At 49.9% G+C, this 23,051-nt stretch carries 21 protein-coding genes; all 21 read left to right on the plus strand.

What is annotated here, in order from left to right:
- Positions 1 to 71 precede the first annotated feature (71 nt).
- The 21 genes from H608_RS21080 to H608_RS0103420 all read left to right on the plus strand — a co-directional run bounded on the left by H608_RS21080 (position 72) and on the right by H608_RS0103420 (position 23,046).
- Positions 72 to 596 (plus strand): hypothetical protein, encoded by a 525-nt coding sequence (locus tag H608_RS21080; protein WP_038007013.1) that lies wholly within the window; start codon positions 72 to 74, stop codon positions 594 to 596.
- Positions 597 to 692: 96 nt separating this feature from the next.
- Complete coding sequence (locus H608_RS21085; protein WP_081658780.1) at positions 693 to 1,907, plus strand: DUF2062 domain-containing protein; 1,215 nt, start codon at positions 693 to 695, stop codon at positions 1,905 to 1,907.
- An 8-nt stretch (positions 1,908 to 1,915) separates the two neighbouring features.
- The gene (locus tag H608_RS0103330; RefSeq protein ID WP_028786433.1) at positions 1,916 to 5,773 is read left to right on the plus strand and encodes a trifunctional MMPL family transporter/lysophospholipid acyltransferase/class I SAM-dependent methyltransferase; all 3,858 of its coding nucleotides are present in this window, start codon (positions 1,916 to 1,918) and stop codon (positions 5,771 to 5,773) included.
- Positions 5,760 to 7,262: a phytoene desaturase family protein gene (locus H608_RS0103335; RefSeq protein WP_028786434.1), complete on the plus strand. Its 1,503-nt coding sequence runs from the start codon at positions 5,760 to 5,762 to the stop codon at positions 7,260 to 7,262. The genes H608_RS0103330 and H608_RS0103335 overlap by 14 nt, the downstream gene beginning before the upstream one ends.
- Positions 7,255 to 8,934 (plus strand): C45 family autoproteolytic acyltransferase/hydrolase, encoded by a 1,680-nt coding sequence (locus H608_RS0103340; RefSeq protein ID WP_051267990.1) that lies wholly within the window; start codon positions 7,255 to 7,257, stop codon positions 8,932 to 8,934. Before H608_RS0103335 ends, H608_RS0103340 begins: the two co-directional genes overlap by 8 nt.
- Complete coding sequence (gene acpS / locus H608_RS0103345) at positions 8,931 to 9,308, plus strand: holo-ACP synthase (protein WP_028786436.1); 378 nt, start codon at positions 8,931 to 8,933, stop codon at positions 9,306 to 9,308. Before H608_RS0103340 ends, acpS begins: the two co-directional genes overlap by 4 nt.
- Positions 9,309 to 9,460: 152 nt before the next feature.
- Entirely contained in the window at positions 9,461 to 10,744 is a 1,284-nt protein-coding gene (flxY, locus tag H608_RS0103350) for a flexirubin biosynthesis putative acyl-CoA ligase FlxY (protein ID WP_038007015.1), read from the plus strand.
- 124 nt (positions 10,745 to 10,868) lie between these two features.
- On the plus strand, positions 10,869 to 12,419 hold the full coding sequence (gene flxA / locus H608_RS0103355; RefSeq protein ID WP_028786438.1) for a flexirubin biosynthesis tyrosine ammonia-lyase FlxA: 1,551 nt from the start codon (positions 10,869 to 10,871) through the stop codon (positions 12,417 to 12,419).
- Between the two features lie 96 nt (positions 12,420 to 12,515).
- Complete coding sequence (gene flxB / locus H608_RS0103360) at positions 12,516 to 13,244, plus strand: flexirubin biosynthesis SDR family reductase FlxB (RefSeq protein ID WP_028786439.1); 729 nt, start codon at positions 12,516 to 12,518, stop codon at positions 13,242 to 13,244.
- An 81-nt stretch (positions 13,245 to 13,325) separates the two neighbouring features.
- Positions 13,326 to 14,543, plus strand: a complete 1,218-nt coding sequence (locus H608_RS0103365; protein WP_028786440.1) for a beta-ketoacyl-[acyl-carrier-protein] synthase family protein — start codon at positions 13,326 to 13,328, stop codon at positions 14,541 to 14,543.
- A gap of 12 nt (positions 14,544 to 14,555) precedes the next feature.
- The gene (locus tag H608_RS0103370) at positions 14,556 to 14,816 is read left to right on the plus strand and encodes a phosphopantetheine-binding protein (protein WP_028786441.1); all 261 of its coding nucleotides are present in this window, start codon (positions 14,556 to 14,558) and stop codon (positions 14,814 to 14,816) included.
- Positions 14,816 to 15,697, plus strand: coding sequence for a lysophospholipid acyltransferase family protein (locus H608_RS0103375; protein ID WP_028786442.1), 882 nt, complete (start codon positions 14,816 to 14,818; stop codon positions 15,695 to 15,697). Before H608_RS0103370 ends, H608_RS0103375 begins: the two co-directional genes overlap by 1 nt.
- A gap of 105 nt (positions 15,698 to 15,802) precedes the next feature.
- Positions 15,803 to 16,216, plus strand: a complete 414-nt coding sequence (locus H608_RS0103380; RefSeq protein ID WP_028786443.1) for a hotdog family protein — start codon at positions 15,803 to 15,805, stop codon at positions 16,214 to 16,216.
- A gap of 15 nt (positions 16,217 to 16,231) precedes the next feature.
- Positions 16,232 to 16,876, plus strand: coding sequence for a hypothetical protein (locus tag H608_RS0103385; protein ID WP_028786444.1), 645 nt, complete (start codon positions 16,232 to 16,234; stop codon positions 16,874 to 16,876).
- A gap of 5 nt (positions 16,877 to 16,881) precedes the next feature.
- Positions 16,882 to 17,316: an acyl-CoA thioesterase gene (locus H608_RS0103390; protein ID WP_028786445.1), complete on the plus strand. Its 435-nt coding sequence runs from the start codon at positions 16,882 to 16,884 to the stop codon at positions 17,314 to 17,316.
- 25 nt (positions 17,317 to 17,341) lie between these two features.
- Positions 17,342 to 18,478, plus strand: coding sequence for a beta-ketoacyl-[acyl-carrier-protein] synthase family protein (locus H608_RS0103395; protein WP_028786446.1), 1,137 nt, complete (start codon positions 17,342 to 17,344; stop codon positions 18,476 to 18,478).
- Positions 18,479 to 18,505: 27 nt separating this feature from the next.
- The gene (locus H608_RS0103400; protein WP_028786447.1) at positions 18,506 to 19,582 is read left to right on the plus strand and encodes an SAM-dependent methyltransferase; all 1,077 of its coding nucleotides are present in this window, start codon (positions 18,506 to 18,508) and stop codon (positions 19,580 to 19,582) included.
- A 113-nt stretch (positions 19,583 to 19,695) separates the two neighbouring features.
- Positions 19,696 to 20,940, plus strand: coding sequence for an NAD(P)/FAD-dependent oxidoreductase (locus H608_RS0103405; protein WP_028786448.1), 1,245 nt, complete (start codon positions 19,696 to 19,698; stop codon positions 20,938 to 20,940).
- Between the two features lie 54 nt (positions 20,941 to 20,994).
- Positions 20,995 to 21,600: a beta-ketoacyl-[acyl-carrier-protein] synthase family protein gene (locus H608_RS21090; RefSeq protein WP_051267992.1), complete on the plus strand. Its 606-nt coding sequence runs from the start codon at positions 20,995 to 20,997 to the stop codon at positions 21,598 to 21,600.
- Positions 21,575 to 21,847 carry a phosphopantetheine-binding protein gene (locus H608_RS0103415; protein WP_028786449.1) on the plus strand — a complete coding sequence of 91 codons (273 nt, stop codon included), beginning with the start codon at positions 21,575 to 21,577 and terminating at the stop codon, positions 21,845 to 21,847. Before H608_RS21090 ends, H608_RS0103415 begins: the two co-directional genes overlap by 26 nt.
- Positions 21,847 to 23,046: a beta-ketoacyl-[acyl-carrier-protein] synthase family protein gene (locus H608_RS0103420; protein ID WP_028786450.1), complete on the plus strand. Its 1,200-nt coding sequence runs from the start codon at positions 21,847 to 21,849 to the stop codon at positions 23,044 to 23,046. The genes H608_RS0103415 and H608_RS0103420 overlap by 1 nt, the downstream gene beginning before the upstream one ends.
- Positions 23,047 to 23,051 lie beyond the last annotated feature (5 nt).

Below are 23,051 nucleotides of genomic sequence, written 5' to 3' on the forward strand. Positions count from 1 at the left end.
TATTAGCTAATGGGCTAAAAATAAGAATGTTGTATTTTTGCCCCGATTTCTCAAATCAAAAAAAGCTAGAAATGAAAAAAACTATTTTGTTAGTAGCGCTAACTGCAATGTTTGGTCTGGCGGCCAATGCCCAGAGTACCTACAAGAGCGCCATCGGTGGCCGTTTTGGTACCACTTATTATGACGTAGGCTCTGTTTCCTATAAGTTTTTTGTGACCCAGCCAGGTGCTATTGAACTGAATTTCGGCGCAGGATCCCGTGGTTATTCTTATGTGTCGGACGATTTCCGCACGTTCTACCTGCATTTTTCAGGTGCTTACCAACACCACTTCAACATTCCCGTTGACGGTCTGCGTTGGTTCGTAGGTGGTGGTGCCGTGGTTTACAACGGTTTTGCCAACGATCGTTATAAAGAATACCGTGGTGTAGGCGTAGGTCTGTTCCCCACAGGTGGTATCGACTACAAATTCAGCAAGATTCCGCTGAACCTGACTGCCGATGTACGTCCGACCTTTCTCGTAACGGCTCCTGATTATTACAATTCTTTCGAAGCCAACGTAGGTATCGCTGTTCGTTATACCATTGGTCAGCGTTAATCCACGGATTAGCTATAAAATTGTTACCTCTCTGTTGCCCCGGCCCCAAAGCCGGGGCAATTCTTTCATACATTTGCGCCCAATAGGCTGTTTTGCATGCTTCCCAATCCCTCATATCAGCAGCACTTCGAGCGGCTGCGCATGTGTGTTATTATACCCACCTATAATAATGCTGCTACATTGGCCGGCGTGATCCGCGATGTGGCCGGCTATACCCATGCCATTATAGTGGTAAACGACGGCAGTACCGACCATACCGAAGACGTGTTGTCGGCATTCACCAGCCTTGAAATGGTGAGGTATACCCGCAACGCCGGCAAAGGCATCGCCCTCCGCCGCGGTTTCAAAAAAGCCCTCGAAAAAGGCTACGAATACGCCATCACCATCGACTCCGACGGACAACATTTTGCCAAAGACATCCCCCTGTTCATCGAAAAGCTGGACAAAGACGGCCCCGCATTGATCATGGGCGCCCGCAACATGAACCAGGAATCCGTGCCCGGTAAAAGCAGCTTCGGCAACAAATTTTCCAATTTCTGGTTCAAAGTGGAAACCGGTATCGACTGCCCCGACACGCAAACGGGCTTCCGGCTTTATCCCATCGGGCAATTGCGCAACATGCGCTTTTTTACCCGCAAATATGAATTTGAAATTGAAGTACTGGTACGGGCTGCGTGGAAAGGGATACCGGTGACCTCCGTTCCTATCAGTGTATATTATGCGCCACCGGAAACACGCGTATCACATTTTCGTCCATTCAAAGACTTTTCCCGTATCAGCGTATTGAATACCGTTTTGGTGCTGATTGCCTTCCTTTATATCAAACCGCGTAATTTTTTCCGGTCCATTTTTTCCAACCGCAACTGGCGGCGCAACCTGAAAGAACAGCTCTTCAGTGCAGATGCATCGGATCGTCTCAAAGCCACATCCGTTGGTTTTGGGGTATTCATGGGCATCGTGCCGATATGGGGTTTTCAATTGCTGGTGGCGATTGCGCTGGCAATCTTTTTCCGGTTGAACAAAGCATTGGTGATCATCGCCGCCAACATCAGCATTCCGCCGATGATCCCGCTGATCATTTATCTCAGTTTCAAAGCAGGCGCTTTCTGGATGCCCGGCAGCGCCGCCGATCTTTCTTTTTCCAAAGGCATCGACCTGGAAACGATCCGTATTAATCTCACCCAATATATCTGGGGCAGCATCACGCTGGCTGTCGTGGCCGGCCTTGGTTTCGGATTTATCACTTATGGTTTGCTGAAACTGGGACGCCGCCGCAAGAAAATCACCATCAACGAAACCGGAGTTTTGTAATATAAGCAATGGAAAAACTGTTCACCGGCATATTTGATTTTTTCAGCAGACGCAAGCCGTTGCTCTATGCAATCTTTCTGCTGACACTTGCCGTGTTCGGCTTCTTCGCATCGCGTGTGCGCTTCGAGGAAGATATTTCGGCCATCATTCCTCATGACAATAAAACCGAAAAACTCACCGAAGTTTTTCAGAACTCGAAGTTTGCCGATAAACTGGTGATGATGGTGTCGTTGCAGGACAGCACCAAAACGGAACCCGACAGCCTGGTAACGTATGCAGATACATTGATCGCAAGACTTCAGCAAAATGCGGCACCGCTGATCAAAGACATCCGCTACAAAGTAGAAGAAGAGTTTACACTGGAGTTATTCCGCATTATTCAATCCAATCTTCCGGTTTTCCTCGAGCAGCAGGATTACCTGCACATCGACAGCCTGCAGGATACTGCACGCATCCGGCAGACCCTTGAGAATGATATCCGTTTATTGAGTTCACCCAGCGGGTTTGCCGTGAAGCAGATCATCGCCAACGACCCAAGCGGGATTTCTTTTATCGCTTTGAAAAAATTGCAGCAACTGCAACTCGAAGGCAACTTTGAACTCTACGACGGCTACATCGTTACCCGCGATCACAAACACCTTCTCGCTTTTCTGACGCCCGCTTATCCCGCCGGCAATACGGGAAAGAACAGTGAGCTGCTCACACATATCGATAATATCCGCGACTCACTCTCTTCCGGAGCAGTGCGCATGCAATACTTCGGTGCCGCCGCGGTATCAGCTGGCAATGCCAGACAACTACGCACCGATACCCTGTTCACGCAGGGGCTGACGGTAATATTTCTCATACTGTTCATCGGATTCTATTTCCGCCGCAAACGCGCGCCGGTGCTGGTGTTGCTGCCGGTTGTATACGGCGCTGCTTTCTCACTCGCTTGTATTTATTTCCTCAAAGGGTCTATTTCAGTCATCGCGTTGGGGACAGGCTCCATCGTGTTGGGCATTGCCGTCAATTATTCTTTACACGTATTCAACCATCACCGGCACGTGCCAGATGTGCGGCAGGTGGTAAAAGACCTGGCATTTCCTTTGACTATCGGGGGCCTCACCACCATCGGCGGTTTCTTCTGCCTGGAATTTGTAAAGTCCGACATGCTGAAAGACCTTGGATTGTTTGCAGGGTTCAGTTTAATAGGCGCAGCACTTTGTTCACTGATCTTTTTGCCGCACTTCATCGGAAAGCAGAAAGCGAAAGTGAAGGAGCATCATCATTCATGGATCGATAAGCTGGCGCTGCTGCGGCCCGAACACAACAAATGGTTATTGGGCGGAGTAGCCGTATTGACGATTGTCTTCTTCTTTTTTTATAAAAAAGTGGGCTTTGAACCGGACATGACGAGCCTGAATTATCAATCGTCTGAACTCAAAGCCGCTGAAAAGGAATTGAACCGCATCAGTGGTAATGTGTTGCGTTCGGTATACCTGGTAGCCGAAGGGAAAGACCGGCAGGAGGCGTTGATGCATAATGAACAATTGCAGCCAACCCTTCAGCAACTGCAGCAGAAAGGATGGATCAGTGCTGCGTCGGGTGTATCGGTATTATTATTATCCGACTCACTGCAATTTGAACGCATCGCCTTCTGGAACAACTACTGGAGCAACGGTAAAAAGGAAAAACTGGTAGAAGAACTCCGCAGGCAGGGAGCGTCCGTCGGATTCAAGCCAACAGCATTCGATGCTTTCAGCAATCTGCTGAACAACGTCTACACGCCTTTGCCGAAAGAAGATGCCGATGTATTGCAGAAAAACCTGCTCGAAGATTATGTGTCGGAGAAAAAGGGCAACACATCGGTTGTAACCATTCTGAAAGTACCGCAGGAGCACAAGGCATCGGTGATCGATATATTGGATAAAAGAACGGAGGTGACTGTGCTCGATCGCCAATACCTCGCCAGCCGGTTAAGTGAAATAGTGAGTGAAGACTTCAATCGCATTGCGTTGCTGACTTCGGCACTCGTATTCATCGTGCTGCTGCTGACATTCGGACGTATCGAACTCGCATTGGTGGCGTTCATCCCGATGTTACTGAGCTGGGTATGGATACTCGGCATCATGGGCATGACGGGCATGACCTTCAATATTGTCAACATCATCGTGTCGGCGCTCATCTTTGGCCTGGGGGATGATTATAGTTTGTTTATTATGGATGGTTTGTTGCAGGAATACAAAACCGGCAAGAAAAACCTGTCTTCTTATAAATCCTCGATTCTTTTATCGGCCATTACCACTGTTGCAGGATTAGGTGTGCTGGCTTTTGCGCAGCATCCTGCCTTGCGTTCGGTGGCGTTTATCTCGGTTACGGGCATTCTCTGCGTGGTGCTGATGTCGCAGGTATTGATCCCGTTTTTATTTTCCTTATTGGTAAAAAGACGTGCGGCCCGCGGCAGGCTGCCCTGGACATTGTGGAGCTGGACGCGCTCGGTGTTTTCCTTCCTGTATTTTGCCCTCGTAAGTTTGTTGCTGACGGTTTTGGGTTGGTTTCTCGTCAAGCTCAATCCATTCAACAAAGAAAAAGGCAAAGCCATTTATCATTACCTGCTTACCAAACTTTCAGCATCGGTATTGTATGTAATGGCCAATTTTAAAAAACGGATCAACAATCCATTTAACGAAAGGTTTAAAAAGCCGGCCATCATCATCGCCAACCATCAATCCTTCCTCGACATATTGGCCATGAATATGCTCATGCCGAAGTCCATTCTCCTGACCAATCGCTGGGTCTGGAAATCGCCGGTGTTCGGTGCTGCCATACGCATGGCAGATTTTTATCCCGTGGCAGATGGCGCCGAGAACAGCGTGGAACTGATGGAGGATCGTGTGCGGAATGGTTACTCGATCATTGTTTTCCCTGAGGGGACGCGCACTTCCCAGGGACCAATGAAACGTTTTCACAAAGGCGCATTTTACCTGGCGGAAAAATTGAATCTCGATATCATTCCCGTAGTGCTGCACGGTACCGGTTATTGCATGAGCAAAGGAGATTATTTATTGAAAAATGGCATTGTAACTATCGAAATACTGCCGCGCATTACGCCGGATGATCCGCGGTTTGGCAGCGGTTATTCAGAACGAACCAAACGCATCAGCCGTTATTTCAAGGAAGAATATGCAAAGATCAGCCGCCGCCTGGAACAACCTGTTTTCTTCAAAGAAGAACTGATCCACAACTATCTCTATAAAGGTCCCGTGCTGGAATGGTATATGCGCGTCAAATTGCGACTGGAAAAATATTACCAGACTTTCCACGACCTGCTGCCGCTGGAAGGACGCATTCTCGATCTCGGTTGTGGCTATGGATTCCTGAGTTATATGTTGCATTTTGCCGGACCGCAACGGCGCATCACCGGGGTGGATTATGATGAAGAAAAAATTGCGACCGCCAATCATTGCCTCAGCAAAACAGAACGCATCAATTTCGAACATTGCGATATCCTGCATTATCCCTTCAGTGAATACGAAGGCATCGTGATCAGCGACGTGCTGCACTACCTGCCGGCAGCCGAACAATTGCAGGTAATCGAAAAATGCATCCGCAGCCTGCGTCCCGGAGGCGTGCTGCTGATCCGCGACGGCGATACGGAAAAAGGAAACAAACACCAGACCACACGACTGACAGAATTCATGTCCACACGTGTGTTCAATTTCAACAAAACGCGTGAACACCGGATGAGTTACCTATCGGGCTCCACCATTGAAGCCATTGCGAAGCGACATGACCTTACGCTGACGGAGATCGACAATACCAGGTTCACCTCGAACATAATTTTTGTACTGAAGAAGAAAGCAGAACCCGATGCAGACCTATGATGTGGTGATAACAGGAAGTGGCATGGGCGGTCTCGTGTGTGCCAATCTGCTGGCGGCGGAAGGGCTGAAGGTATGTGTGTTGGAAAAAAACAACCAGGCCGGCGGCAACCTGCAGACCTTTGTCCGCGATAAACTCATTTTCGATTCCGGTGTGCATTATATCGGCGGACTCGGCAAAGGACAAAACCTTTACCAGATTTTCCGCTATCTCGGCATCATGGATGAACTGCGTATCGAGCAAATGGATCCTGATGGCTTCGATAAAATACTGATCGGCAACGACCCCAAAGTGTATAACCAGGCACAGGGTTATGAATCATTCATCCGGAATCTTGCTAAAGAGTTTCCGGGGGAAGAAAACAATATCCAACGCTATTGCGATCACATCCGGTATATATGCGCACAATTTCCATTGTACAACCTGCAAATGGATGGAGGGAATAAGACATCCGTAATGAGTGAAGGTGCGGAGGAAACCATTGCTTCCTTTACGTCGAATCCGAAGCTCCGGGCCATACTCGCCGGCAACAACCTGCTGTACGCTGGCGAAGGTGGCCGTACACCGTTTTATGTACACGCGCTTATCCTCAACAGTTATATCGAAAGCTCCTGGAAATGTATCCGGGGTGGTTCACAAATTGCAAAACAGCTCATTAAACAATTACGTGCGCACGGCGGTGAATTGTTCCGGCATACCGAAGTAACCCGTTTTGTTTGCGACAACGATAAAGTGACGCATGTTGAGACAAACAACGGCAGTTTTGCGGCAAAACAATTCATTTCCAATATCAGTCCCGTGCATACACTCGCAATGACGGACAGTCCCTTGTTGAAGGAAGTGTATCGTCAGCGGATCAATCATTTACCCAATACCATTGCCTCGTTTTCCGTGCATCTCGTATTGCAGGAGCAGACAGTGCCGTATAGTTCCGGCAACTATTACTATCACCGGGAAGGCCGTGTATGGTCGATGAATGACTATACGCAGGAAGACTGGCCATTAGGATATGGCATGTTCTATACCCGTTCGGAACAATTTCCCGCGTATGCGGAATCGATCACGGTATTCACGGGCATGCATTACAGTGAAATGGAACCCTGGAAGGAAAGTTTTCATACGGTGGCCGGCGGTACCCCGCGCGGCGAAGCATACGAGTTATTCAAAAAACGCAAAGGAGAGCAACTGCTCGACCGGGTGGAAGAACGTTTTCCCGGTTTGCGTAAAGCCATAAAAGCCTGTTACACTACCACGCCACTCACGTACCGCGATTATATCGGTTCGGGAGACGGCACGATGTACGGCTTTGCCAAAGATTACAACGACCCGTTAAAAACCTTCATGAGCCCGCGCACAAAGCTGCCAAACCTGTACCTTACAGGTCAGAATCTGAACCTGCATGGCATACTGGGCACCGCGCTGAGCGGGATCATGACCAGCATTACCCTGTTGGGCGATGATAAAATAGTGGAGAAAATAAGAAATGCCTAAACCCAAAAGACCCTATCGTTTCTGGCGCAGACTGGCGCGCGTGCTGGCCGCTTTCATCGGCCTGATCGTGCTGTTGTTCCTGTACCTGGTGTGGGTATCGCAGGTCAATCCGCCGGACGTGCAGGATAAAAAAAGCCTTAGCTGGCAACGCCAGCAGCCCGACAGCGGTTTGTATACGATCGGCAATAGCTGGTTGCGTCACAGCTCATCCGGCCTTTATGAAATGTATGTGGAAGGTGCGCCGTTCGAGCGCGGCGTGGTAAACGGTAAACTGTCGAAAGAACTGGTACAAAGCCAGGAGGATTATTTTACCGCGCAGATCAATAAAATGATCCCCTCGCATTTCTACCGCCAGTTCCTGAAATATTTTATCGGCTTCTTCAACCGTAAACTGGTGAAGAATGTGATACCGGAATACAAAGAAGAAATTTATGGTGTATCGCAATCGGCGTCGGCCAACTATGGCTATATCGGTACGCCCTACCAACGCATCCTCAATTATCATTCGGCGCACGATATAGGCCATGCGTTGCAAAACCTGGCACTGGTAGGCTGTACGTCCTTCGGCACCTGGGGCAGCGCATCGGCCGACAGCACGATGATTATTGGTAGAAATTTTGATTTTTATGTCGGCGATGATTTTGCACGCAATAAAATTGTGGAGTTTGTCAACCCTTCAGCGGGCTTCAAATTCATGAGTGTGACCTGGGGCGGATTTGTAGGCGTGGTGTCAGGCATGAATGAAAAAGGATTGACGGTTACCATCAACGCTGCCAAGAGCGATCTGCCCACGGGGTCTGCCACACCGGTATCGCTGGTAGCACGCGAGATATTGCAATACGCCGGCAACATCCAACAGGCCGTGGAAGTGGCGCGCCGCCGTAAAATGTTTGTATCGGAATCCTTCCTGGTCGGCTCTGCTGCCGATAACAAAGCTGTGATCATCGAGAAAACGCCGGACTCACTCGAAGTATATGATCCGGGACGGAACAGTATTCTTTGCACGAACCATTTTCAAAGCCAAGGCCTCGGCGCCACCTCCATGAACCGGCAACAGGAACGGGAGAGCGCATCGGTATATCGTTATCACCGGTTGACAGAATTGCTGTCCGGTAATGGTCCGAATACTGTAGCCAAGACCGTATCCATTCTCCGCGACCAGAAAGGGATTGGTGGTGCCGACATCGGCACCGGCAATGAAAAAGCCGTGAATCAACTGATCGCGCATCACTCGATCGTGTTTGAGCCGCAGAAATTATTGGTATGGGTGTCCACTTCGCCGTGGCAACTCGGATCATACGTGGCCTACGATCTGAAGAAAGTATTCAGTCTCGCCGGCATGAAAAAAAACCAGGAGATCTCCGAAGCGATATTGACGATTCCGGCGGATAGTTTTATGCAGACAGCACAATTCAAAAACTTTGAACGCTTCCGTGTATTGAAACAACGGGTAATGGATGGGCAAACGGTGAACCCCGACAGCCTGGTGATCCTGAATCCTTCCTACTATCATGCGTATATTTTAGCGGGCGATTATCTGTACAAACAGAAAAATTATCAGCGGGCGTTGAATTACTACCAGCAGGCATTGACAAAAGAAATTGCGACTGTGCCCGAAAAGAAACACGCGGAGGACAGGATTGAAGCATGTAAAAAGCGGTTGGCAAAATGATCGAAGGCATCGGCATCGATATGATTGAAGTGGAGCGCGTGGGCTCGCGGATAGACAGGGAAAACGGATTCCGTGAACTGGTCTTTTCGCCAGGCGAGATTGCTTATTGCGAAAGCAAAACCCACAAACACCAGCATTACAGCGCGCGTTTTGCCGCCAAGGAAGCCTTTTTCAAAGCATTGGGCACCGGTTGGGCACAGGGCACTTCTTTTAATGAAATAGAAATATTACCCGGAGAAAAAGGTGAACCGCATTTGCATTTATCAGGTAATACGGCGGTCACATTGGCGCATCTGAAAGGATGTGTGATAAAAGTATCGTTGACGCATTTGAAGGATATTGCAGCGGCGGTGGTAATAATAAGTTATAAGTAATAAGTAGCTCTTTGCGCCTTTGCTCCTTACGCTACTTTGCGTGAAATTTGCACGCAAAGCCGCAAAGGGCATTCATTTATTCACTCCCGATACTTCGGGATGAAGATTTTGACTTTTGAATTTTGACTTTTGAATTTTGACTTTTGAATTTTATGGCAGCATACCCGACAGCTTCACAAATCCGCTCCACGCAGGAACAAAAACTGCAGGAGCTGCTGCAATATGTAGGACAGCATTCACCTTACTACAAACGTCTTTTCAAAGAAAAAGGAATTGATCCTTCTTCTATCCGCACACTCGAAGACCTGACCACCATTCCCCCGACACAAAAGGAACACCTGCAACAGCAGAACGAAGATTTTCTTTGTGTAGCTCCGGATAAAGTGATCGAATACACGGCTACTTCCGGCACGTTGGGCAGTCCGGTTACCATTGCACTCACCGAGCGCGATTTGCAACGGCTGGCCAGCAACGAACACGAATCATTCCGCTGCGCCGGCGGCAGCGCGGAAGATATTTACCAGTTGATGCTGACGCTGGATCGTCAGTTTATGGCAGGCATGGCTTATTATTCCGGTATCCGCAAACTCGGCGCAGGCATTATACGTGTCGGTCCCGGCGTACCTTCTTTGCAATGGGAAACCATTGCGAGGCTGAAACCTACCGCCATCGTTGCCGTTCCTTCTTTTATTGTAAAACTGATCCAATATGCCGGGGAACACGGCATAGATCCCAATGCGTCGTCGGTGCGAAAAGCCATTTGTATCGGCGAGAATATCCGCAACACGGATTTTTCACTGAATGTTTTAGGAAAACGGATAACAGACGACTGGAATCTCCATCTCTATTCCACCTATGCGTCTACAGAAATGCAAACGGCCTTTACCGAATGCAGTGAAGGGCAGGGCGGACACCTGCAACCCGAATTGGTGATCGCCGAATTGCTGGACGATGACGACAATCCGGTAGCCGACGGCACGCCCGGAGAAATCACCATTACCACGCTCGGCGTGGAGGGAATGCCGCTGATCCGCTACAAAACCGGCGATATGTGCATCGCTTTCCGCGGACCCTGTGCCTGCGGACGCCACAGCCTGCGCCTGTCGCCCGTGATCGGCCGCAAAAAACAAATGATCAAATTCAAAGGCACCACTTTGTTTGCACCGGCCCTCTTCGAAATCCTGCACAGCATGGACCTGATCCGCGAATACGTGGCCGAAGTATCGACCAACGAAATCGGCACTGACGAAGTGCTCTTATACCTCGTGCCGGTCAATGAGGCACCCGAAACCGATCACAAGATCAGGGCTTATTTACAGGCACGCCTGCGCGTAACACCCCAGGTGAAATACCTGCTGCCCGCTGAAATGCAGCAACTTCAGTTTCCCGACGGCGGCCGCAAACCGGTACGCTTTATCGATAAACGCGGCGCTTAACGCCTGTTCGTGCCACCCTGTAATTGCCGCCTGTAAAGGCTCGCGCGGGAACAAAATTTTTCAGTCCCCCGTTTATTTTGTTCTTTTGCGCCTTGCGTTCGACTTAAAAAAACAATGATGTCTCATGGTACAGGTAGGAGGTAAGCGGCTTTCCCTTGAAGATTTTTCCGCCATTATTTTCGACAAACAATCCATTGAAATAGATCCGGTGGCGGCTGATAAAGTACTGGCCAGTCATCGTTTTCTCCAGGATTTCTCCGGTCAGAAACTGATTTACGGTATCAATACGGGTTTTGGTCCCATGGCTCAATACAAGGTGAGCCAGGAAAATATTCTGCAATTGCAGTACAACCTCATCCGCAGCCACAGCAGCGGAGCGGGTGGTATCATGCCCGCGCAACTGGCCAAGGCCGTAATGGTGGCCCGCCTCAACAGCCTGCTGCAGGGATATTCGGGTGTGCATCCCGATCTCACCAACCTGCTGGCCGGCATGATCAACAACGATCTTATTCCCTGTATCTACGAACACGGTGGTGTGGGCGCCAGCGGTGACCTGGTGCAACTCGCACATCTCGGTCTTGCCCTCATCGGCGAAGGTGATGTTTGGTATGAAAATAAAATTCAGCCGGCCGCCGATGCCTTCCGTAAAGCAGGGTTGATACCGCTGAAAATTCATATCCGCGAAGGACTGGCTGTCCTCAACGGTACGTCCGCCATGACCGGCATCGGCATGCTGAACATCTTCCGCGCCAAGCGTCTGCTGCATTGGTCCGTGATGCTTTCTGCGCTTACCAACGAGTTGATGGAAGCTTACAACGATCACTTTTCCGCAGAACTGAATATCGTTAAACATCACCGCGGACAAAACCATATCGCGGCCATGTTCCGCTCGGTGGTAAAAGACAGCGGCATGATCCGCAGCCGTTCGGAACATCTGTATAACCCCGACAACATCAAACACGATGTGTTTGAAGATAAAGTGCAGGAATATTATTCACTCCGTTGCGTAACGCAGGTGCTGGGCCCCGTATTCGATACGCTGGTACATGCTGAGCAAACCGTAACCGACGAGCTGAACTCTGCCAACGACAACCCGATCGTGGATGTGGCGAACCAGAATATTTTCCACGGTGGTAACTTCCATGGCGATTATGTATCGCTTGAAATGGATAAAGTGAAAATTGCCATCACTAAACTTTCCATGCTCAGTGAGCGGCAGTTGAATTATCTCCTCAATAGCAAACTCAACCAGAAATTCCCTCCTTTTGTCAATCTCGGTGTGCTGGGTTTCAACTTCGGTATGCAGGGTGTGCAGTTCACGGCTACTTCCACAGTGGCGGAGAACCAGACGCTCTCTTTCCCGATGTATGTACACAGCATTCCCAACAACAACGACAACCAGGACATTGTAAGCATGGGTTGCAATGCCGCGCTGATGACCCGCAAAGTAGTGGAGAACAGCTATGAAGTGCTGGCTATCCAGGCCATGTCGCTGTTGCAGGCGGTCGATTACCTGAAATGTGAGCAGCGTCTGGCCACGGACACCCGCGCCGTGTACACGAAGCTGCGGGCACTGTTCCCCGTATTCGTGGAAGACCAGCCCCGCTACCAGGATATCAAAAACATAAAACATTACCTGGAAAATCACGAGCCGTTTACCGCAGCCGGTCTCTGATCCGTTTGCAACGGCACGGCACAGGATACCCTATTCGTGGTAACCTCACCTATCGTTTTAACTGTTACTTTTGACCCTCAAATAAACAAGCTGAATATGAAATGTGCTCTGGTTACCGGCGGCTCACGCGGTATTGGCCGCGCAGTCTGCATCAGGCTGGCACAACAGGGATATTACGTATTGATCAATTACAAAGGCAATGAAGAAGCGGCTTCCGCCACACTCGCAGCAGTGCAGGAGGCGGGCAGTGCCGGAGAAGTGCTGGGCTTTGACGTAGCCAATAAAGAGCAGGTGGAAACAGTGCTGGGAGGATGGATCGAACGCAACGAAGACAAAATACTGGAAGTACTGGTCAACAATGCTGGAATTAAAGACGATGTGCTGCTGATGTGGATGAAAGACGAGCAGTGGAACAATGTACTCAATACCAACCTCGGCGGATTTTTCTTTGTCACCAGGCTGGTGGTCAACAGCATGCTGCGCCGCCGCTACGGACGCATCATCAATGTGGTATCGCTTTCAGGGTTGAAAGGCATGCCCGGACAAACCAACTATTCAGCGGCCAAAGGAGGCATCATTGCCGCCACCAAAGCACTGGCACAGGAAGTAGGGAAGAGAAATATCACGGTAAATGCCGTGGCGCCGGGCTTTATCAAAACCGACATGACGGCTGAAATCGATGAAAATCAGTTTAAAGCCCTGATCCCGGCCAACCGTTTCGGTACACCGGAAGAAGTGGCGCATGCCGTCGGATTCCTGGCCACGCCTGAGGCATCCTATATCACGGGTCACGTACTCAGTGTTAATGGCGGGTTATATACCTGACCAGGAAAATGCGGGTATTCCCGGAATTACTTAATTTACACGCAGGACACCATAACCATTTCACAAACGCACAAACACGGCATGAACAGGGTAGTAATTACAGGACTGGGCATATATTCCTGTATAGGTAAGAATCTGGAAGAGGTAAAGGATTCTCTTTTCCAGGGCCGGTCCGGGATCATCTTCGATCCCGAGCGTAAGGCGTTTGGCTACAGGTCAGGGCTCACCGGCTGGGTGGAACGACCTTCCCTCAAAGGTGTACTCGACCGCCGCGCACGCATCATGCTTCCCGAACAGGGCGAATATGCTTATGTGGCCACGGTGGAAGCACTGCAGCAGGCAGGTCTCACGCCCGAGCTCATCGAACACTTACAACCAGGTATTCTTTATGGCAATGACAGTTCCGCCAAATCCGTCATAGAGTCCACCGATATTATCCGGGAAAAGAAAGACACCATGCTGGTGGGTTCTGCTTCCGTATTCCAGACGCTCAACTCCACGGTGACCATGAACCTGGCCACCATTTTCAAACTGAAAGGCATCAACCTGACCGTGAGTGCGGCCTGCGCCAGCGGATCCCACGCAATAGGTTTGGCCTACGTACTGATCAAAGCGGGCATGCAGGAATGCATCATCACCGGCGGCGCGCAGGAGATCAACTACCTATCGATGGGTACGTTCGATGCGCTGGGAGCCTTTTCGGTAAAAGAAGACGATCCGCAGCGGGCTTCGCGCCCGTTTGACCGCGACCGCGACGGACTGATCCCAAGCGGCGGAGCGGCCACCGTAATCCTGGAAAGCCTGGAATCGGCCCAGCGCCGCAATGCACCAATCATCGGCGAAATTGTCGGTTATGGCTTTTCTTCCAACGGCGAACATATTTCCAATCCAACCGTCAGCGGCCCCGCCAAATCACTGCGGATGGCATTGAACGATGCCGGACTCGACGCCTCGGCCATCGATTATATCAACGCCCACGCCACTTCCACGCCCGCCGGCGACGCCAGCGAGGCGCAGGCACTGCTGGAGGTATTTGGCCAAAGCAAGACGCCCGTGAGCTCCACCAAGGGCATGACCGGCCACGAATGCTGGATGGCCGGCGCCAGCGAAATCGTTTACTCCTGCCTGATGATGCAAAACGGTTTCATCGCCCCCAATATCAATTTCGAACACCCGGACGAACAAACAGCCGGACTGAATATCATTGCAACCACCCGTAATCAGCCGATCAATACCTTCCTTTCCAACTCGTTCGGGTTTGGAGGAACCAATTCTTCGCTGATTGTAAAAAAATGGTAATTTTGACTGCTTATGAAAAGTAATGAGGAAATTATCGGGACTATTAATGAGTTCCTGGTAGAGGAGTTTGAGACTGACGCTTCAAAAATTACTCCGGAAGCGAACCTGAAAGAAGTCGTTGACCTGGACAGCCTGGATTATATCGATCTGGTAGTGGTCATCGAAAACAATTTTTCTTTTAAGGTAAAACCGGAAGATTTTGCCGCCATCACCACCTTCCAGGATTTCTACGACTACATTATCTCCCGGGTTAATTCAAAAGTGTTAGCGTAATGCCGCAATGGCAAGGCAAGTCCAAAGGTACCCGTTTCGGGTACAGTATCTTCATAGGCATACTGCAACGATGGGGTGTAATGCCCGCTTATTTCCTGCTTCGCTTTGTTTCCGCATATTATTTTCTTTTTTCCTGGAAAACATCCCGCGCTACCTGGTATTATTTCCGGCAGCGGCTGCAATTCGGCTGGTGGAAATCACTGGGTCTTCTTTACCGCAATTATTATCTCTTCGGGCAGACCATCATCGACCGCATCGTATTGATGAGCGGTGTTAAAAACCGCTTCAGCTTTGACTTCGACGGCGAACAACATCTGCACGACATGGTGAAAAACGGTAAAGGCGGATTGCTGCTGAGCGCACATATCGGCAACTGGGAAATAGCCGGTTACCTGCTGAAACGTCTCAATACCCGCATCAACATCGTGATGTTTGACGGCGAACACCAGAAAGTAAAAGAATACCTCGAAGGTGTAACCGGCAGCCGCAACGCGCGCATCATCGTCATCCGCGAAGACCTCTCTCACATTTACCAGATAACAGAAGCACTGGGCAACAACGAACTCGTGTGCATGCACGCAGACCGTTTCATGGATGGGAACAAAACTTTGCTGCTTCAGTTGCTGAACGAAGAAGCCCATTTTCCCGCAGGGCCCTTTATACTGACCTCAAAACTCAAAGTGCCGGTTTCGTTTGTGTTTGCCATGAAAGACAGCGCACTGCATTATCATTTTTACGCAACCGAAGGCAAACGCTTTGAAAGCCCCGACAGGCAGGCATTACCCGCCATCATCGGTCAGGCTTTTGCCAGCGCGATGGAGGAAAAAGTACGTGCCTATCCCGCTCAGTGGTATAACTACTACGCATTCTGGAAAAAATGATAAATAACTGATAAAATACACCAGACAACTCCGTGCAACAGCGCGCCAAACGGCTGTTTTTCCTGCCGGACTTCGTATCTTTCCGCGCTTTCCAAAGAGGTCAGAATGTTACCCGAAACAGACATATTACCCCTGATTCCGCAACGGGCTCCGTTTGTGATGATCGACACATTGACCGCCTGTGATGAACAAGGCGCGTCCACCGAATTTACTGTACGACCCGGCAACCTGTTTGTGCAGGATAACCAGTTGCGCGAACCCGCACTGGTGGAAAACATTGCGCAGACCGCCGCCGCAAGGATGGGTTATATTTGCCGCACGGAAAACAAGCCTGTACCGGTAGGATTTATCGGCGCTGTGCAGAACCTTGTTGTGAAAGCATTGCCCGTAACCGGCGAAGTATTGCACACCACTATCCTGATCAAAAACCAGGTGTTCAATGCCACCGTAATTTCAGGAGAAATAAAAACCGGGGAAAAGACGCTGGCAACTTGTGAGATGAAGATATTTACGTCTTAAAAAATAAACTAAACCATGAAACCCCTTAACCTCTTTGCAGCGTTACTCGGAACCCTGCTGCTTTCAACCGGAGCCGGCGCTCAAACAATCAAAGATGTATTTGCCAACGAAGAGACGCCGCTTTTCTACTACGGTATCGACTTCACCAAATTCAGATTGATCGACGACGCCACGGCCAATGCCGAAGACATTGTTGACCGCCAGTTCGACGGGATCAACGACCTCATCGTCAACGAACCCAAAAAATATGATCTCGCCGGTGCCTTCCGCCGCAGCGCCATCAATCACGATCTGAGTTATGTGAGCAAAAAAAATGAGAAAGCCGATGTCAACGCGCTTAAATCAACGACCACGGATGACTTTGCACGTTTAACCGAAAAAGATATTGAAGCAACGGTAAAAGGAATGACCACCGGTAACCAGAAAGGTGTGGGACTTTTATTTGTAGCCGAAGCTGCGTCCAAATCGAAAAAAGCAATGGCGGTATGGGTAACTTTTTTTGATATCAAAACAAAAAAGGTATTGCACACAGAACGTATAGAAGGAAAGTTATCGATGGCCTTCACCTTCCGCAACCAGATGGGGACTGCCATCAAGAGCGTGATCGACCAGGTAGATAAGAAGAAGTACAAAGAATGGAAAGCTAAATACGCGGGATAAAAGGAATGCAATCATTAACAACCAGCACGGAAGTACTAATCCGATTCAATGAAGCCGATCCGTTGGGGATCGTATGGCACGGACATTATATCCGTTATTTTGAAGATGCCCGTGAAGCATTTGGCAAACAATACGGGTTGGGCTATCTCGATTGCTTCAAAGAAGGCGTGGTGATCCCGATCGTACACGCATCCTGTGATTATAAACGCTCACTTCGTTTCGGAGAAACCGTAACAGTGGAAGCTACTTATACACCCTGTGATGCGGCCAAGATCAATTTCACGTATCGCCTTTTCAACGGAAAAAAAGAACTGGTAGCTACCGGCACCACGGTGCAGGTTTTTCTCGACAAAGACACACAAACCCTGCTGCTCACCAATCCTCCTTTTTTCGAGGAGTGGAAGAAGCGACAGGGCTTCACCTTAAAGGACAATGCCTGAAGGCTGAAATAAACGTGCGCAACGTATGAAGCAGAAGACGGATGTTTTTATCATAGCCGACAGCATTTATGCTCCTTTGGAAAAAAATGCGGCCGCTAATTTTCAGGCGCTCTGCGCAGGAGAAAGTGGCGTACGCAGGCACGACGACGCACAGCGATCTCCCGTGCCTTTCTTCGCTTCACTTTTCAACAACTACGCAGACATCATTCTTCCGGGATTTACACCTTTTGAAAGCCTGCTGCTGCATACGGCAAAAGAGGTGATAGCACAGGCAAACATACCGGTGCAGGATCCGCGCACAGGTTTTATCGTGTCTACTACCAAAGGCAATATCAGTTTGCTGGAAGAAGGCGTTTCAGCAGACGATCCACGCTTGTCGCTGGCACACAGCGCGGGCGTGGTGGCGCGCGAATTGGGTTTTACATCCACGCCGGTGGTGGTATCACACGCCTGTATTTCCGGGCTGGTGGCCATGATCACGGCCAAACGCCAGATCGAAGCGGGCCTGTATGACCAGGTAGTAGTGACAGGTGCCGACCTGATCACCCGGTTTATTTTATCCGGATTTCAATCATTCCAGGCCGTAGCCGACGAGCCCTGCAAACCGTTTGATGCAAACAGAAAAGGCATCAACCTGGGAGAGGGCGCCGCCGCCGTAGTGCTCTCGCGTTTCCGCCCGGAGGGGACAGCCATCCGGCTGGCAGGCGGTGCCGTGAGCAATGATGCCAATCATATTTCCGGTCCTTCGCGGACGGGAGAAGAATTGTACCTGGCCATCCGCCGCGCCATGGAAGAAGCAGGCGTGGAAGCGGCAGACATCGACATGATCTCGGCCCACGGAACGGCCACACGTTACAACGACGACATGGAAAGCAAAGCCATCAAACTGGCCGGACTGCAGGAAGTGCCGGTCAACAGCCTGAAAGCTTATTATGGGCATACGCTGGGTGCCGCGGGACTGATCGAAACAGTGGTGTCGGTTCACTCCATGAAAAACGGTCAAATGATCCCTACGCGCGGATTTGAGCAGCCCGGCACCTCTGAAAATATCCATGTTTGCAGTACCTTGCAGCCCGGTATATTTGACACCTGCCTGAAAACGGCTTCGGGCTTCGGAGGATGCAATGCCGCTATTATCCTTGAAACTGATAAGCTACTCTGATTCAAACTGAACAACAGCTATAAAACAATGAATTTTTACAAAAAAGACAACCGGTCTGCTATCGAGGCCAAACACATGGCACAGGTGATCGCTTTTGGTCCCGTTATTTTCCAGGTGGCCAAAGTGGCGCGTGATAAAGGAATCCTGAAAGTGATCGAAGACAGCCGCTCTGCGGGTGTAACCTTACAGGAAGTGGTGGAAAAGACCGGTGTGGCCGAATACGGCGTACGCATCATCCTCGAATCTTCACTCGGCATCGGCCTCGTGCTGGTAGACGATAACGGTCGTTATACACTTACCAGAACAGGTTATTTTATCCTGCATGATCCACTCACGATCGTGAACATGGACTTCGTGCATGATGTATGTTATAAAGGACTTTTCCATCTCGACAAAAGCATCGAGACCGGCAAGCCGGAAGGATTAAAAGAACTGGGCAACTGGCCTACCGTTTATGAAGGTCTTTCGCAACTGCCCCCGCATATCCAGAAAAGCTGGTTCGCTTTCGACCACTTTTTCTCTGACATAGCCTTTCCCGAAGTAATTCAACACGTATACAAAGACGGTGTGAAGAACCTGCTTGAGATCGGCGGCAATACGGGTAAATGGGCAATAGCTTCGGCACGCTTTGCCGATGATATTCATGTCACCATCATGGATCTCCCCGGTCAATCGGATATGGCGGAAAAGAAACTCGAAGAGCTCGGCCTTTCTGATCGCGTATCCTTTTTCCCAACAAATGTGCTCGATGAATCGCAGCCCTTCCCCAAAGGATTTGATGCGGTATGGATGAGCCAGTTCCTGGATTGTTTTTCTGAAGAGGAAATCGTTTCCATCATGAAGCGTTGCGGCGAAGCCATTCATGACGACGGCTATATTTTTATCCTGGAAGCGTTCTGGGATACACAGCGTTTTGAAACGGCAGCCTTCTGTCTGCAACAAACCTCCGTGTATTTCACAGCTATTGCTAATGGCAACAGCCAGATGTATGATTCACGCGTGTTCACCCGCTGCATAGAGAAAGCAGGATTTGAAATTGCCGAGCAGGTGGATGGTATTGGTTTGAGCCATACGTTGCTTAAGTGCCGGAAGAAGAAGGCGTAAGGCGGAATGTGCAAATGTGTAGATGTGAAAATGTGCAAATAAAACAGCCATTCACGATTGACGATTCACCATTCACTATTCACCATTGACCATTGACAATTCACAACTTTGTTATGAAAATAGAAAAGACAGATGTGCTGGTGATTGGCGCAGGCCCCGCGGGATCTGTAGCCGCTTCTATCGTATACCAGGCCGGATACAAAGTCCGCATTGTGGAGAAAATGAAATTTCCCCGCTTTGTGATCGGCGAAAGCCTGCTGCCGCGTTGCATGGAAGCGCTGGAAGAAGCAAAGTTCCTCGACGCCGTAAAAGCAAGAGGTTACCAGGAAAAATTCGGCGCCAAATTCGTGAAGGACGGAAAAATCTGTGATTACCAATTTGCCAACCAGTTTACCAACGGATGGAATTGGACATGGCAGGTGCCGCGCGCAGATTTTGATTCCACACTCGCACGCACGGTGGAAGAAATGGGCGTTCCCGTGGATTATGAAACCGCCGTTACGGCCATCGAATTCCGCGAAGACGGAAGTTCGCTTACAACTGTAGAAGATATCAACGGAGAAAAAAGACAGATCGAAGCACGCTTCATCATCGACGGCAGCGGCTATGGTCGCGTGATCCCGAAGTTGTTCAATATGGAACGTCCTTCCAACCTGCCGCCGCGTAAAGCGCTGTTCGCGCACATGCAGGACAACAAAAGATCTACGGCCGACGAACCCAACCGCATTACCATCATCGTTCATGAAAAAGGAATCTGGATCTGGGTAATACCATTCTCCAATGGCGTTACATCGGTTGGTTATGTCGGTGACCCGTCTTTCTTCGATCAGTTCCCCGGCACACAGGAAGAACAATTCCGCGCATTGATCGCCTCACAACCTTATATCGCAGAGCGTTTCAATGATGCCGAACTGGTATTTGAACCGCGCGTACTGCAATCCTGGTCTGCCACAACCGACCGCTTCTTCGGCGAAGGCTTTGTGCTTACCGGTAACGTAACTGAATTCCTCGATCCCGTATTTTCCAGCGGCGTTACACTCGCCACCGTTTCCAGCCAACTGGCCGGTAAGCTTGTTGTGCGCAAACTGAAAGGAGAAACGATCGACTGGCATAAGGAATACATGGACATCATGATGCAGGGCGTAAACACTTTCCGCTCTTACGTGATGGCCTGGTACGAAGGCACACTCGATACCATTTTCTTTGCCGACAACCAGGATCCGATGGTGAACAAACAAATCTGCTCCGTTCTGGCCGGTTATGTATGGGATACCGACAATCCTTATGTAAAAAATCATGATACCGCTTTGAAAAAACTGGCGCGTACCATTGAACTAAGAGATATTATCAATTCATAAAAGAGCAGAAGAAAGGTGAGCGCTCCGGAAATTTATATAACAGCCGACTGTGTAGTGCGTGATAACAAAGTTATCAGTAACGGCAGCCTGCTGTATGCGCAGGAAGGCGCGGCGGTGACGGAATTTCTCGAAGGGTTTTACCGCCACCTCGCCATCGACTACCCGAAGTTCTTTAAAATGGACCGGCTCAGTAAGCTGGGATTGCTGGCGGCGGAAGTGCTGACAAAAAACGGACGGCAACGTGCATATGCGCCGGAGAATACCGGCATCGTATTGACCAATGCACAGGCGAGCCTCGATGCGGATATCCGTTATTATGCGTCGGTGAGTAACTTGCCCAGCCCCGCGCTTTTTGTTTACACGTTGCCCAATATCGTTATCGGCGAGATCAGTATACGCCATGGCTTTAAAGGGGAAAATGCATTTTTTGTGTCGGAACAGTTCGATCCTGCCATGCTCGGATTTTATGCAGGCGAATTATTCCGCACTACACCCACACAAGCCTGCATGGCAGGATGGGTAGATGTGATCGGAGAAAAATATGAAGCCGTGATGGTGTTGCTGGAAAAAGAAGCAGCGCCCGGTGCGAAACCATTCACAACTGAACAATTAACTAAATTATACGCTACAGATCATGGAGCAATTAATGCAAACGCTTAAGGAGCAGATCATCCGACAGCTTAACCTGAATGACAAGAAACCGGAAGACATCGGCAACGATGATCCGCTGTTTGTGGAAGGTCTCGGCCTCGACTCGATCGATGCACTCGAGCTGATCGTACTGCTGCAACAGGAGTACAAAATCAAATTGGCCAATGCTGAAGAAGGACAAACCGTGTTCCGCTCTATCCGCACCATGGCACAATACATCACCGACCGCCAGGCACAGGACGCGGCTGCCAGCTAATGAGCGCTCCCGTTTACATAGCCGGTACTGGTGTGATCACGGCCATAGGCAATGATACCGCCGCCAATCTCGACGCCTTGCGTTCGGGAAGCGCCGGCATGGGCCCCATCCGCTGGCTGGAAACACGCCACCAGGGACAGTTGCCTGTTGCGGAAGTGAAGAGCAGCAATGAAATGTTAGCGGAGAAAGCCGGCCTGCCTGCTCACTTCAGCCGTACATCCTTATTGTCTACTATTGCGGCAAAGGAGGCGTTGCAAAACGCGGGTATCCCCGATTTAGGGAAATGGCGTACCGGATTTCTATCGGCCAACACCGTAGGCGGTATGGATAAAACCGAGAATTTTTATCCGGCCTTTCTTCAAAATCCGGCCGCAGGCCGTTTAAGAGAGGTAGTGCATCATGAGTGTGGTGCTGCCACGGAAATCACCGCCGATGAACTGGGCATTCAACATTATGTGACCACCATCAGCACGGCCTGCTCATCATCCGCCAACAGTATTTTTTTCGCTGCGCGCATGATCCGCCAGGGATTGCTCGATGTAGCGGTGGCCGGCGGTGTGGATGCATTGACGCGGTTTACATTAAACGGGTTCAATACCCTGATGATCCTCGACAGCCAATTCTGCCAGCCGTTTGATGAAAACAGGCGAGGCCTCAACCTCGGAGAAGGTGCGGGTTATGTAGTACTTGTTTCAGAAAAAGTGGCGGCCACGCTGGCAAATAAACCCGAAGTGCAATTATCAGGTTGGTGCAATGCCAACGATGCCTATCACCAGACTGCCTCATCGCCCGATGGCACGGGATCCTATCTCGCCATGCAGGGTGCCTTGAAAAAAAGCGGACTGAAACCCGGCGATATCGATTACATCAACTTGCATGGAACCGGTACGCAAAACAATGATGTGGCAGAAGGAACAGCCATCAGCAAATTATTTGCGGAGGCTTATCCGCCGATGAGTTCAACCAAAAGTTTTACAGGGCACACCTTAGGCGCGAGCGGTGGCATTGAAGCGGTATTCTCTGTCTTGTCCATACAACAGGGATTGATTTATCCCAATCTTCGCTGGGAAACGCAAATGAAGGAACTGCCTTTTGCCCCCGTAACTACGTTGCAGGAAAAAAAGGTGGAGCATGTGTTATCGAACTCATTTGGTTTTGGCGGCAACTGTTCGTCATTGATTTTTTCAAGAATAAATTAAAAGAA

Origin of the sequence: Terrimonas ferruginea DSM 30193 (assembly GCF_000425585.1) — a bacterium.
Classification (GTDB): Bacteria; Bacteroidota; Bacteroidia; order Chitinophagales; family Chitinophagaceae; genus Terrimonas; species Terrimonas ferruginea.